Raw genomic sequence first — 13631 nt, forward strand, 5'->3', positions numbered from 1 at the left:
CGCCATGGCATCACCAACTATCCAACACACAACACCCGCAGGCATCAACGTGACCGTGTTCGGTGAACTGGATGCACGGCAGCGCGAAGTTCTTACCGATGACGCCTTGAATTTCTTGGCTTATCTCCACACTAAACAGAACCCACGCCGTCTCGAACTGCTTGCAGCACGTAGAGACGCCCGGGCGAAGGTGGCAGCCGGTGAACCGCTCGACTTCGAGAAGTCGACGCGCAGCATTCGCGAAGACGATTCATGGCGGGTCGCTCCGCTCGCTCCAGGGCTGAGAGACCGCCGGGTGGAAATCACCGGTCCGGTTGATCGCAAGATGACTATCAACGCGCTGAACTCCGGAGCAAAGTGCTGGCTGGCCGATTTTGAGGACGCCTCATCGCCTTACTGGACCAATATGATCAACGGCCAGGTCAACCTGTACGATGCCATCCGCCACAACATCGATTTCACGTCAGAGCAGGGCAAAGCGTACCGGTTGAAGAAACCCGCGCTGGCACAGATGCCAACTATCATCGTACGGCCGCGTGGTTTGCATCTGGAAGAATCGCATATTCAGATCGACGGCGAATCATTGCCGGCATCGCTAATGGATTTCGGGCTCTACTTCTTCCACAACGGAGCCAAACTCGTCGAACTGGGCCGTGGCCCGTATTACTACCTCCCGAAACTCGAACACCATCTGGAAGCTCGCTGGTGGAACTGTGTTTTCAATAAAGCTCAGGACTACATGGGGATTCCGCAGGGCACGATCCGTGCGACCGTACTGATTGAGACCATCACCGCAGCATTTCAGATGGAAGAGATCCTGTACCAGCTGCGCAATCACGCTGCAGGACTCAACGCAGGGCGCTGGGACTACATCTTCTCGATCATCAAGACTTACCGTGACTCGGGTCCCGAGTATGTCTTGCCGGATCGCGCAGACGTTTCGATGACCCAACCCATGATGCGGGCTTATACCGACCTGTTAGTCCATACTTGTCACAAACGTGGCGCTTCGGCCATCGGTGGGATGAGTGCCTTCATCCCAGATTCTTCGAATCCGGAACGCACGAAACAAGCCCTAGCAAAGGTCCGGGAAGACAAAACGCGTGAAGCCAACGACGGTTTCGATGGTTCATGGGTCGCTCACCCGGGTCTGGTCCCCACGTGTATGGGCGTCTTTGACGAACTGCTACTGGATGCACAGCACCAGATCCGGACCAATAAACGTCAAGACGTCGTCCCGTACGCCCAAGGACTGACGAATGTCCAGGGTACGACAGGGTCAATCACCGAAGCTGGACTGGAGACCAATATCGAGGTGGGCATCCGGTACATGGATGCCTGGCTCAACGGTTCTGGTGCCGCAGCGATTAACGGACTAATGGAAGATGCTGCCACCGCCGAGATTTCGCGCTCCCAGATTTGGCAGTGGATACGCTGGGGTTGCGAGGCGCTCCGGGAAGACGGATCCGTGAAAACGATCACGACCGAATGGGTCACCCAGAAGATCGATGACGTCTTCGCGACGCTCACCCGCTATGACGGTGATCGACTCAACGATGCGAAACAACTGTTCGCTGAATCAGCACTATCCGAGGACTTCGAAGATTTCTTGACCATCCCTGCATATGAGCGATACCTCGCTCCTGAGATAAAGGTCGCCGCTTAATAACTTCCTCGTGTGCTCACAGTTCGTGGGGTCTCGCCGTGTTCCAACGGCGAGACCCCACGATCCTTTAATAACCTTCAGGCAGTGTGTTCAGATCGAGTGTGACGTTCGTGCCGCCGCTGCACTCGCCAGGTGAGCATGAAGGCTAAGACCGTCATGGCTGCCACCGCTAACCACACTGCAGACAGCCCCATGACCACATAAGCCCAGGCTCCCACCAGGGCGCCAACGGCAATAGCGGACCACAAGAATACATACCGCACGAATCGGAAGAGATAGACCGATGATCGTAAAGCGATAGCCGAGGCGAGGGATTGACCCATTTTCACTAATGTCCCGGTCATATAGGTCAGGCCCACGGTGACCTCACCGCGCCGAGTAAACGTTCCATTCACCGCGCCAGTGGCCGAGGCAACTACAAAAGGGGCATATGGTGATAGGACCGGAACACTGGCAGTTATTCCCCCCAGCAGCATCAGAATAAACGCCGTCCATACTGCAGAGCCATGAGGCGCCACGCGCTGGGAAAGCAGAGATTCTGCGGGTGGATCGAAGCGTTTGGGGCCAAAACGCACAGCAAATGACGACAACATCACCCCAGCCACAAAACAAAAGATCAAAAGCGATGCTGCGAGCCATTCCTGGACCTCGCCTTGGGCCAGGGCAGCGGCTGCGCGGGTCGAGTTTCCCGACATGAATGATACAAAGTATCCACCAAGGTGGATGAAAAATAAGCCGTCCACGAAGCCAGCGTTGGCGGTTAACCCCACGGCCAAGAGCCGTTGACGCGTTGAGAGCGAAGCTGCCAAGTATTTCCTTTCACTAGGATCCCCTACGCTTCATTATCGCCAATCATCGGGTGCTTAGGAGTTACGAGACGAGACCGACAGCGAAATCGTTCGCTCATCTGGGAATTTTTTATAACGACGAACCCTCAAGAACCCTGCTGATGACGAAAGCCGTTGGCAGCCACACGAGTGGCCGCCAACGGCTTTCATCGAGCCAGGTTGTTATGCGCCTAGTTTGTTAGACCATCAACATATTCTTGGTTCTCGCCGACCCATTCTTCAACGATTGGTTGGTAATCGTCAGTATCGGCGTTTTCGTTGAACATGAGGTTTTCTAGCGAGTAGAGGGTCTCGCCGTCCATTTCGAAGTTGCGCAACCAGTCGGCGACCTCCGGGTTGTCTTCTACGAAGGTTGGATTCGCAAACGTGTGAATGCTTTCAGCTTCACCCAGGCTGCCCTTTGGATCTTCAAGGTCGCGGATGGGGAATTCGTCGTAGGCCCAGTGTGGTCGCCATAGGGTTACGACCACGTTATCGCCATTATCAATAGCAGTCCGAAGCTCTTGCAACATAGCTGGCGTCGACGAGGTGGTGTATTCCATGTCTTCCAGTCCGTAATCTGGGATCACTTGATCGGTGGTGATCCGGGTCAGACCTGCACCGGGTTCGATGCCAATCAACTGATTATTGAACTCATCGGCGTGATCAGCAAGTTCATCCAGTGAGGTGATCGGTGCATCTTCGTTGACTGCAATCGTCAAAGCGGCTTCATCATTCCAAGCACCAAGGTCTTCCATCTGCTCGCCGTATTCATCTACATAGTCTTCGTGGGTAGCAGGGAGCCAGGCGTCCATGATGACGTCGTAGTCTCCTGATGCTACACCGGAGAAGGCTGGCGCTGGATCCGCATATTCAAGGCTCACGTCGTAGCCTTTTTGATCCAGCACGTATTTCCATAATTCAGAAACGGCGATGCCTTCATCCCAACCGTTAAAAAACGCCGATCGTGATGGGGCCGCCTTGTGCTTCACCGTTACCTTCTTGAGCGGTCTCTCCGCCGTCGTCGCCACAGGCGACCAAGGCTAGGCCTGCAATGGAGAGCATCACGGTTGTCTTATAAAAACGAGCTGAGATTTTCATGGTGTGTCCTAGGTGTCGAGAGGAGTGGATGCGCTGGTGCCGCTAGCTTCCATACGGGTGGGAGCCAGCGGCTGTCAGCAAGCTGAAGGACTGACTACTGGGTCAGACCGTCAACGTATTCTTGGTTCTCTGCTGCCCATTCTTCGATGATTGGACGGTAATCATCGACGTCTTGGTTCTCGTTAAACATTTCGTTTTCTAACGAGTACAGCAGTTCGGAGTCCATTTTGAAGTTTTCCAACCAGCCGACTACTTCGGCGTTGGCCTCATCAGTGGCCCATTCAGCATTCGCGTAGGAGTGCAGATATTCTACATCGCCTAGCGCGCCTTCAGGGTCTTCCAGGTCGCGGATTGGGAAAGCATCGTATGCCCAGTGTGGGCGCCAGAGGGTGACGACGATATTCTCGCCAGCTTCAGTAGCGCTTTTCAATTCCTGCAACATTGCTGGAGTACCTGAGGTGGTGTACTCCATGTCTTCAAGACCGTATGTTGGAATGACCTCATTTTCGGTGATCTGAGTCAAGCCTGCACCCGGATCAATACCGATGATCTGGTTGTTGAATGCATCAGCATTTTCGGCCAGTTCATCAAGTGACTCGATTGGGGCATCTTCGTTGACTGCAAAATGCAAGGACGATTCTTCGTTCCAGGCACCCAGGTCAGCAATGTCATCGGCGTATTCTTCAACATAGTCAGCGTGCGTGACCGGCAGCCATGCATCCAACGTGACGTTGTAGTCGTTGGTGGCTAGGCCTGAGTAGACAGGTGCAGGGTCAGCGTACTGAAGATCTACCGTATAACCTTCTTCTTCTAGCACGTAGGCCCACAGTTCAGATACTGCGATGCCTTCTTCCCAACCGTTGAAGACGCCGATAGTAACCTCGCCGTTGCCCCCTGCAGCAGCGTCGTCGCCACCATTTGAGTCCTCGGAGTCACCACAGGCGGTGAGTGCGAGGGCGGCTACCGATAAAGCGGCTGCAGATTTGAACAAACGTGACATCAAAGTCAACATCTTCCTTTCGTTTTACTTATGAGTTACAAGTGGTGCATTGCACCACCGATTTATCGCTCGTTGGCCTTTGACTGCATCGAGGTCAACCGGTCGAGGTACATCGCCAGAATGACGACTGCCAGACCGGATTCAAACCCAAGACCGGCGTTAATGCGGTTCAACGAGGCAACGACTTCGCCACCAAGACCACCGGCGCCGACCATACCGGCGATAACGACCATGGACAGGGACAACATAATGACCTGGTTGACACCGGCCATGATGGTAGGCATCGCGAGTGGTAATTGGATCTGACGCAAGATCTTGCCGGGAGGGGAACCGAACGCCTTACCTGCTTCGACTACCTCACGGTCTACGCTGCGGATCCCCAGTTCGGTAAAGCGCACGCCTGGAGCCATCGCAAAAATGACCGTCGCAACCATGCCCGGGACAACTCCGACACGGAAGATTACCAGCGCTGGAATGAGATAGACCATGGGCGGCATCGTCTGGATGAAGTCCATGAGAGGGCGCAACACTTTTGAAGCTGTTTGCGATTTGGCGGCCAGGATACCAAGTGGAATCGCAAAAATGACGGCGATCAGGGTGGCAATGGTAACCAGCGCGAGGGTGGACATGGCGTTGGCCCACTGGTTCACGCCCACGATAATGACGAAACCAATGACCGTTCCCACAGCAAGTTGCCAGTTGCGCAACCACCACCCCAGCGCCGCTAAGACCAGGGTGACGATCCACCATTCGGGAGTGGTCAGTAGCCAGAGGAGAAGGTCGTAGGCTCCGACCAGAATGGTCCGAATAAAAGTAAAGAAACCACCAAGGACCGTCAGGATCCAATCAAGGGCAACTTCTACCCAGTCCCCTAAGGGAATACGTGGCACTGGAATTTCCATTTAATTTGCCTCCTCTGGATCTGGGACAACCTCGGATCGCTGTGGAGTGAGTGATTCAAGCAATACACCGAGCGGGATGTAGCCAATGCGTTGGCCAGATTCTGCACTTTCGACTGCAATTGGCCCATTGGCTTCAATGACTACGGGCACGATATCTTGCAGTGTGGCATTTGACGTCACCGCCATCTGGTGACGTTCGAATGCGGCGCGATCACTTTCGGTTAGGCGTTCTTCGCCCACCATGATGGCTTCTGCCGTTAGCACTCGTGCACGGTCAACGTCAGCGGTGAAGGATGCTACATATTCATCGGCTGGTTCAGACAGGATTTGTTCTGGTGTACCGACTTGGACAATACGGCCATCTTTCATAACGGCAATGCGATCTCCAAGGAACATCGCTTCATTGAGGTCGTGAGTGATGAAGACAATGGTTCGACCAAGTTGGCCTTGAATTTCCTTGAGTTCGTCCTGCATCTCGCGCCGAATCAACGGGTCGAGCGCAGAGAATGCCTCGTCCATCAGCAAGATGTCGGTGTCAGCAGCAAGTGCACGGGCTAACCCAACGCGCTGCTGCATCCCGCCGGAGAGCTCTGAAGGATAAGAGTCTTCCCAACCTTTGAGACCAACGGCAGCTAGGACTTCACGCGCTCGATCGTAACGTTCTGTTTTTTCCACACCCTGAGTCTCGAGACTGTAAGCAGCGTTTTCGATAACGGTCCAGTGCGGGAATAAGGCGAAATGCTGGAAGACCATCGAAATGTGTTTCGAGCGCAGATCGCGAAGCTCTCTTGGCGATAGGGCCGAAAGATCTTGGCCCAGCACTTCTACTGTCCCTGCAGTGGCGGGGTGTAGAGCATTGAGTGTACGAATGACGGTAGATTTTCCGGAGCCTGAGAGTCCCATAACAACGAAAATTTCGCCGGGGTAGACATTGAAGGTCGCATCGATCACCGCTGCGGTGCCTTCTTTCTCAACGTCCTGACGCGTTTCGCCGGCCTTGATTCTTTCGACGACGGCTTCAGGACGTCGCCCAAAAACCTTGTAGACATTTTCCGCCCGTATCACGGGCTGGGCTGTGTTTGGCTCGCTCATGGTACTTGACCCACCGCCAGACTTCAGGCGGGTGAGCTCCTCCTCACGTCCTTGTACAACTTGCTAACAAAATAAAATTAGGTCGAGCCTAATCGCCTGCGTTGGATCGCAAGTCAGGTTCGAGTAGACACAACCTCTCGAATTTCCACGGTAACAAGATTGTTCAGACAATTACAGGTTTCACTCAGACCGTTATCAGGAAGTGACCCTTGAAGTTGACAAGACGCAAAACTGCGCAAATGGTCCCTTGTCAGCGCCCGGACATTCGTGATATAGATCACAGGAATCCCTCAAGGATTCGACACACTTCCAAGGGAGTGGCGCCACGCCTCCCGCTATGCCCGACGCCTCCAGTGCACGCCCATCATCGGACTATTCACCCCTATCGGAGCAACTTGAGGCCGACCCGAAGCCCCTGAGGCTCGCTTGGACGTCTGCTTGCGGCGAACAACTTCAGGGCGTTTTTCGCTCACTAAATCCATTGACTACGAAGCTCCCGGCTCGATACGTCTCGTTGTGCCCTTGACATATACGACGCTTTAGCATTCAAGGATTTTACTCTGGAGATTAGGTTCGGCTCACCTTGCTAGATATTCCTCGGGTTTATCGACATCATGAGGGTATGGAAGCTCAGCCTCGTGTTAGCCGTCATCCCCTCTTGCACCCTCTCGTGCTATTCGTTGCAGTCGGTCTGGGCTTGGGTGTCGTATTCTTTTTCACCGGCTTGGATCTTCAGTTGGCGATCACCGCCTACCTCGTGGTGGGCGTGACCCTCCTGGTGACCATGGTTGATATGTTCCAGGCCCTCAGGGCTGGTCATTGGGGCCTGGATATCCTGGCGGTCGTGGCCATGATTGCCACCCTTGTGGTGGAAGAATACTTAGCCGGCATGATTATCGCGTTAATGCTCACTGGGGGTGAAGCACTCGAGGCGATGGCAGCCGGTCGGGCGTCACGCGAACTGGACTCGCTGATCAATAGACGACCAACCTTCGCTTATCTCCTTGAAGCCGATGGGGTAACGGTCACGAGAGTCGCACTCGACGAGGTTCAGGTAGGCGATCTCCTTGTCGTTCGCGGTTCTGAGGTGGTGCCCGTTGATGGCCACTTAATCTCAGATCGAGCATCTCTCGATGAATCATCGGTAACCGGTGAAGCTCTCCCGGTAACAAAGCACCCGGGCGATGAAATCATTTCCGGTACTGTCAATGGCTCCGAGACATTCCAAATGCGTGCAACGACAACGGCCGCAGATTCGCAATATGCCAAGATTGTGCAACTGGTCGAAGAAGCAGTGCAATCCCGGGCACCTATGGTGCGGCTAGCGGATCGCTATGCTGTGCCGTTTACCGTCATCGCCCTGCTTGTAGCCGCCGTAGCCTGGTGGTATTCGGGAGATCCGGTTCGGTTTGCCGAAGTCTTGGTCGTGGCCACCCCGTGCCCGCTGCTCATTGGCGCACCCGTTGCATTTATGGGAGGCATGTCGTCTGCAGCCCAGGCCAATGTGATTGTCAAAGACGGCGGCACCCTGGAACGACTCGCTCGCATTGAATCTGCTGCGTTCGATAAAACCGGTACGCTCACTCAGGGACGTCCCACCGTTGGACGCATTACCCCGGTACATGGCACTGTTAGGAAAACTCTGCAGCTGGCAGCTTCAGCTGAGCAATATTCTGTGCATGTTTTCGCTGGACCGATCATCGAACATGCCCACCAACACGGCGTTGAGCTCATCTCCATAGATCAGGCTCAGGAAGTGGCGACCAACGGTGTCGAGGCAACGACCCATAGTGGAGAGCGCTTACGAGTCGGGAAATCAGCTTTCATCGCTGAAGTGGTGAAGCCATTTGAAGACTTAGAACTGACCGCGGGCGAGACCGCGGTCTATGTCTCCTGCAATGATCAACTGGTCGGGATTATTGTGCTGACCGATCCGCTGCGAGCAACGACCACTGCCACTATTGAATGGTTGGCTGATCAAGGTGTCGACCAGATGGTCATGGTCACCGGCGACATGGACAGTACAGCCCAAGCAATCGCCAAGGAAATTGGCTTTGCCCCAGATCAAGTCCACTCTTCAATGACGCCCACCGACAAGGTCCAGGTTGTTCAGGCGATGCCGTCGCCAACGCTGATGGTCGGCGACGGCATCAATGACGCCCCGATCCTGGCAGCCGCAGACATCGGCATCGCCATGGGGGCTCGAGGCTCGACAGCGGCTTCAGAATCAGCTGATGCTGTGATCACGTCGGAACGTTTTGCTCGGCTTGCCGACGTCACGCATATTGCAAAACGTACGGTCTCCATTGCGTTGCAGTCCATCTGGTTTGGCATGGCTGTTTCTATCGGGCTGATGGCCATCGCAGCATTCGGATACTTGCCGGCGACTTTCGGAGCTCTGATGCAAGAGGTTGTGGATATTGTCGCGATTGTGATCGCTTTGCGGGCGTTGAGACTCCACCGTCACCTGCCATCCGACCGACTTGGGAAATCATCTCGACGCCCAAGTCCAACACACGCGCCCAGTTCATCCCGATGAATCCGGCTGTTCGAAATATAGGTCGTAGTGCGCACTACATCCTGGGTTAAAGGATGAACGACAAAATGGGCAGTGGTCTTGGTAAATATATTGAGCGATCAATAACTCGCGCTTGCAGACACCACACAGCACAGCAGGTTCCCCAGCCCGGTCGTTCGGCCAGGGCTGCCGTCGGTGGTCGGCAGTTTCGTCGTGGCATTTATAACACGGATAGTAGCGTTCACAACACCCAAAACGAAGCGCCACAATATCGAGCACGGTGGCATAATGTTTGCAACGCGTCTGATCGTCCACCAGTGGCCCGTAAACTTTCGGCTCAGTCATGACTCAAACCTAGCAGTCGGGCGTAGAGATGGATGAAACGAAAAACCCCACCAAATCAACGATCTGGTGGGGTTTCATTCTGCGGAGGATGGGGTGTCTAGTGTCACGACATCGTTGACAGGTTTTGACTGGACTGAACCCAAGAGACCGTTGACCGATGTGTCGGGACATCGTTGACATTTTGGGACAGTGATCGTTGACCGGTGAGTCGCGACATCGTTGACAGTGCTGCCGGCAATGATGAGCTATGTCTAGCTCACAAAAGAATCTGGTTATTGCTCGCTCGGTGGTAGATCAAGGCTTGAGTATTGCTCAGGCTGCAGCGAAGTTTGGAGTGTCCCGGCAATGGGTCCATCAGCTCGTGCAACGGTATCGATCCGGTGGGGTTGCGGCGGTCTTGCCGCAATCTAAGGCACCCAAATCCCGGCCGCAAACGACGACCGAGACGGTGCGGGCCCGGGTTATTGGCTTGCGTCAAACCCTAGTGGCTAACGGGGCCGATGCTGGCCCAGAGACCATTGCCTGGCATCTGGCCCGAGAGGGCTTCCACGTGCCATCGACCTCCACCATCCAACGCATCCTGCGCGCCGCCGGACTGGTGGTGGCCCAGCCGAAGAAGCGTCCGAAATCCTCGTATATCCGATTCCAAGCCGAACTACCCAATGGGTGCTGGCAAGCCGATATCACCTACTGGTTCTTAGTCGATGGCACCCGGGTGGAGATCCTAGATTTCTTAGATGATCATTCCAGGTTGCTATTGACCATCCAGGCCAAAGCCCTGTGGACCAGCGCCGATGTCGTGGCCGTGATGGACCAGCTGATCACCACCTATGGGCCGCCAGCTGCCACGTTGACGGATAACGGGATGGTGTTCACTGCTCGATTCACCAGCCGGCCCGGGGCCAAAAACGGGTTCGAAAAACTGCTAGCCGCCCATCACATCCAACAACGCAACGGGGCACCATCACATCCGCAAACCCAAGGCAAAATCGAACGCTTCCACCAAACCCTCAAACGCTGGCTGGGCGCCCGCTCATTGCCGGCCTCCCTAGAACAACTGCAAATGCTCTTGGATACCTTTGCTACCTGGTATAACACCGAACGACCCCACCGAGCGATCAACCGGCGCACCCCAGCCCAGGCCTACACGGCCTTACCCAAAGCCACCCCGAACACCACCCATGACACCGAATACCGCACCCGCACCGACCGGGTGGACAACAACGGGAAAGTCACACTGCGCTACGCCAGCAAAATCCGCCATCTGGGCATCGGCTCCGCGCACCGCGGCAAGCAAGTGCTGATGCTCATCCACAACGACCACGTCACTATCTCAGATGCGGCCACCGGCGAGATCCTCACCGAATATATCTTGGACGCCACCAAGGATTATCAGAAACCGACCTGGCGCAAACCCCTCAGTGAATGAACCCATGAACAACCCCGGGAACGACAAAAGCCGCAGAAAATACATTCTGCGGCTTTTGTCATCCATGTCGCGACTCATCTGTCAACGATGTCGCGACTCAGGACATCTGCGGAGGATGGGGGATTTGAACCCCCGAGGGCTTTCACCCAACACGCGTTCCAGGCGTGCGCACTAGGCCGCTATGCGAATCCTCCTGAAGGAAACTTTACAAAGTGTTCACCTTGCAAAGACCAGATTTTAGCATAGCCCATTCTTTATTGAATAAGCAAAATAGCCAAGACGGCGTTAGTCACACCCGTCGACACCGCAAGTCTGTCCCTCTGCGCCGAGGGTTTGAAGCGGAGCTGGATTCAGTTCGTCCCAAACTTGCTGAAGAGCCTGGCTGAATGTTTCAACCGATTGGGCACCTGGCAGCGCGTATTTCTCGGCCAACACGTATGTCGGCACAGCGGACACACCGAAAGCGCGGGCTTGATTAACATCGGCTTGAGCTTCGGTGTCGAATTCATCTGATGCCAAGACTTCGCGCACACGGTCCTCATCGAGTCCTACTGAAACCGCTACCTGAGCGAGTTGATCATGATCTGACAGATCCAGTCCGGTGCCAAAGTGGCCGGCGAGCAATTCGCGTTTGAGTGCCGGGGTCATCATCTGATCGTGATCGGTGACGTTTTGGTCGTGTTGTTTGGCCAGGTGCAGCAGACGGTGAGCGGTCCAGGAGTTGGCGACAACGACGTCGTCCATATTGAATTCCACCCCGGCTTCTTTACCGTGGGCTTTGACAGTTTCAAACATCTGATGAATCTGGTTAGCCGGCATGCCCTTAGTCTCAGAAAGGTACTGGGCCTCGCTGCGGTCGTCGCGCTCCGGCAGGGTGGGATCCAGCTGGAACGTGCGATAGTGGACTTCGACGGCATCTTTGTGTGGGAAGGCTGCGAGCGCTTCCTCAAACCGGATGAGCCCGATGTAGCACCACGGGCAAGCAATGTCAGACCAGATATCGATTCTCATGATTGCTACTCTGACACGCCTGTGCGCGCGTGAGCAATGTCGTTTCCCGGATAGCGTGGAATCGACAGCGACGATCACCGTCAGAGAACGGGTTCCCCCGAATTCGCACTTTGGCAACGAATTGGTATGATAGACCCTGGCCCCTCACGCGGTGCTATCTTACTCAACTCCCCCAGGGCAGGAATGCAGCAAGGGTCGGTAGGCTCTGGCAGGTGCGTGAGGGGTTCTTAGGTTAACTCCCCCAGTAGGTCGTCACGCAGCGTCGTGGTGTAGAGGTCATCTTCCGTGTTGATTCCGTAGGCCAGTAATTCTGGCCAGGCGTGGTGAATGAGATCCCGTTGTAGCTGCGCAGTCGGGCGGACCTGAAGCGGTTGGCTGATGAGCAGCTCATAGATGCGCCGAACGTTGACGGGGACGATCGAATCAAAGACCGTATCGGTTTCATTGGCGACTTCTGCGTACCAGCGAGATGACCGGTTCTCCCAATGATAGGCATCGGTATATTCGACGTTCTCGTGGAGCCGGTCGTATTCAAATTCCGTGAATTTGTGCCAAAAGAACTCGCGATAACGACTGGCCGCTGGGCGTCGTCGTCGGATAATTTCTTCGGCGACTTGTGCAAAGCGGTCTTTTTTGTCTGGAATGTCGAGTCTGCCCCGGATCAGTCGGCCCATTTCGACGAAGTTACCGCGGACGTGGATGCTGTTCAGATTCGGGAAGAGGTCCTTATATTTGCGCACGTAAGGCCACCCGTGATTGCTGGTCGTGTTCCGCGCCAGAGTCTGGTGGTCGGCGTCAGTCAGGATGTCATCACCGGGTTTGATAATCACCGCGAAGTCTTCCGGGAGGTGGTCTTGCATTTGTGACAAGATGTTGTGATCGGTGACCATTGTGCGCTGCCAGAAGCTTGCTGGCGCTTTACCGGTGGCAATATTTGATGAGGTGTAGGTAAAGGCTCGAGTGCGTTCACGGTAGGGGCGCATGTGTGCCAGCACGGTGCGAGAGTCCAGCCCGCCGGACAGTGACATACCCACGGGGCCATGCGGACTGTGGGCAAAAACCTGGGCAAGCTGTTCGTGCCATAGCTCGTGGATCATGTGGATCCGTTGGGTCCAGGTGAGTTCGATGAAGGGGTTGGGTTGCACCAGGCCGAAGCGCGGTTGGGTGCCGTGAGCTAGCTGGAGTCGGTGGTTGGGCAAGAGCGCGCGGATATCGGGATGATCGGTGAGGTCCCACATCCCGTCTGGTGAGGTCTCGGGGCGTTTGCTGCCCAGACTGCAGGTCAGTTCGCGGGGGTTGGTCAGTCGGTGCAGCATATCGAAATGCGACGCGATGCGCTGCTGGGCGTGGTTGAAGTGCACGGTGCGGTGACCTGCGGCATCGTTATAGGCGTAGATGTTCCCATTGGAACGCAGCAGGACCGCGTGGCGTCCACCAACGTCATATAGGGCGGTTTCGATTCCAGCAAAGCCATCGCGCTGCAGCTGCCGCAAGAGCTGCTCAGCATAATCGGGGCTGGAAGCGTCCAGGATACCGGTTGATAGGGGTAGTATTTTGCCCAGCGTTACCACCCAGTCGTCACCGGCAGTTGCAATGCTCAGTTCGGTGATCTCATCTACGTAGAGGACGCCACCGGGCAGGTCGTGACGTTGGAAATGTTCGAGATCTTCCAGCAGCCCGACGGGCGCGGGTCCAAAGAAGAATCCTCGAGCATAGAGCCGTACCCAGGAAGTGGTCATG

At 55.3% G+C, this 13631-nt stretch carries 12 protein-coding genes, 1 tRNA gene and 1 other RNA gene; 4 read left to right on the plus strand and 10 right to left on the minus strand.

What is annotated here, in order from left to right:
• Positions 1-4: 4 nt before the first annotated feature.
• Entirely contained in the window at positions 5-1666 is a 1662-nt protein-coding gene (gene aceB / locus FB556_RS09705; protein ID WP_141867161.1) for a malate synthase A, read from the plus strand.
• Between the two features lie 77 nt (positions 1667-1743).
• Here the strand turns inward: aceB and FB556_RS09710 are convergent, their stop codons facing one another.
• The 6 genes from FB556_RS09710 to FB556_RS09730 form a co-directional block, all read right to left on the minus strand.
• Positions 1744-2475, minus strand: coding sequence for a YoaK family protein (locus FB556_RS09710; RefSeq protein WP_141867163.1), 732 nt, complete (start codon positions 2473-2475; stop codon positions 1744-1746).
• A 209-nt stretch (positions 2476-2684) separates the two neighbouring features.
• Positions 2685-3485, minus strand: coding sequence for a glycine betaine ABC transporter substrate-binding protein (locus FB556_RS09715; protein WP_246057363.1), 801 nt, complete (start codon positions 3483-3485; stop codon positions 2685-2687).
• Complete coding sequence (locus FB556_RS13705) at positions 3445-3594, minus strand: hypothetical protein (protein ID WP_246057365.1); 150 nt, start codon at positions 3592-3594, stop codon at positions 3445-3447. The genes FB556_RS09715 and FB556_RS13705 overlap by 41 nt, the downstream gene beginning before the upstream one ends.
• 94 nt (positions 3595-3688) lie before the next feature.
• Positions 3689-4594, minus strand: a complete 906-nt coding sequence (locus tag FB556_RS09720) for a glycine betaine ABC transporter substrate-binding protein (RefSeq protein WP_141867165.1) — start codon at positions 4592-4594, stop codon at positions 3689-3691.
• A 62-nt stretch (positions 4595-4656) separates the two neighbouring features.
• Positions 4657-5496 (minus strand): ABC transporter permease, encoded by an 840-nt coding sequence (locus FB556_RS09725; protein WP_141867167.1) that lies wholly within the window; start codon positions 5494-5496, stop codon positions 4657-4659.
• Positions 5497-6588 carry a quaternary amine ABC transporter ATP-binding protein gene (locus tag FB556_RS09730; RefSeq protein ID WP_141867168.1) on the minus strand — a complete coding sequence of 364 codons (1092 nt, stop codon included), beginning with the start codon at positions 6586-6588 and terminating at the stop codon, positions 5497-5499.
• 622 nt (positions 6589-7210) lie between these two features.
• Here FB556_RS09730 and FB556_RS09735 point away from each other — a divergent pair.
• The gene (locus tag FB556_RS09735; RefSeq protein WP_141867169.1) at positions 7211-9127 is read left to right on the plus strand and encodes a heavy metal translocating P-type ATPase; all 1917 of its coding nucleotides are present in this window, start codon (positions 7211-7213) and stop codon (positions 9125-9127) included.
• Here the strand turns inward: FB556_RS09735 and FB556_RS09740 are convergent.
• A complete protein-coding gene (locus FB556_RS09740) occupies positions 9116-9451 on the minus strand; it encodes a CHY zinc finger protein (RefSeq protein ID WP_141867170.1) in 336 nt (111 codons plus the stop codon). The genes FB556_RS09735 and FB556_RS09740 overlap by 12 nt on opposite strands.
• A gap of 247 nt (positions 9452-9698) precedes the next feature.
• Here FB556_RS09740 and FB556_RS09745 point away from each other — a divergent pair, with 247 nt between their 5' ends.
• Entirely contained in the window at positions 9699-10880 is a 1182-nt protein-coding gene (locus FB556_RS09745) for an IS481 family transposase (RefSeq protein ID WP_141864361.1), read from the plus strand.
• A gap of 109 nt (positions 10881-10989) precedes the next feature.
• On the opposite strand, the gene FB556_RS09750 is transcribed toward FB556_RS09745, so the two are convergent.
• Both FB556_RS09750 and FB556_RS09755 read right to left on the minus strand, forming a co-directional pair.
• A tRNA-Ser gene (locus FB556_RS09750) sits at positions 10990-11074 on the minus strand.
• Positions 11075-11165: 91 nt separating this feature from the next.
• Entirely contained in the window at positions 11166-11891 is a 726-nt protein-coding gene (locus tag FB556_RS09755; RefSeq protein ID WP_141867171.1) for a DsbA family oxidoreductase, read from the minus strand.
• Between the two features lie 135 nt (positions 11892-12026).
• Here FB556_RS09755 and ffs point away from each other — a divergent pair.
• Positions 12027-12123, plus strand: an RNA gene (ffs, locus tag FB556_RS09760) — signal recognition particle sRNA small type.
• Here ffs and FB556_RS09765 read toward each other — a convergent pair.
• A complete protein-coding gene (locus FB556_RS09765) occupies positions 12119-13630 on the minus strand; it encodes a hypothetical protein (RefSeq protein ID WP_141867172.1) in 1512 nt (503 codons plus the stop codon). The genes ffs and FB556_RS09765 overlap by 5 nt on opposite strands.
• Position 13631: the final 1 nt, after the last annotated feature.

Origin of the sequence: Enteractinococcus coprophilus, from assembly GCF_006716305.1 — a bacterium.
Lineage (GTDB): Bacteria > Actinomycetota > Actinomycetes > Actinomycetales > Micrococcaceae > Yaniella > Yaniella coprophila.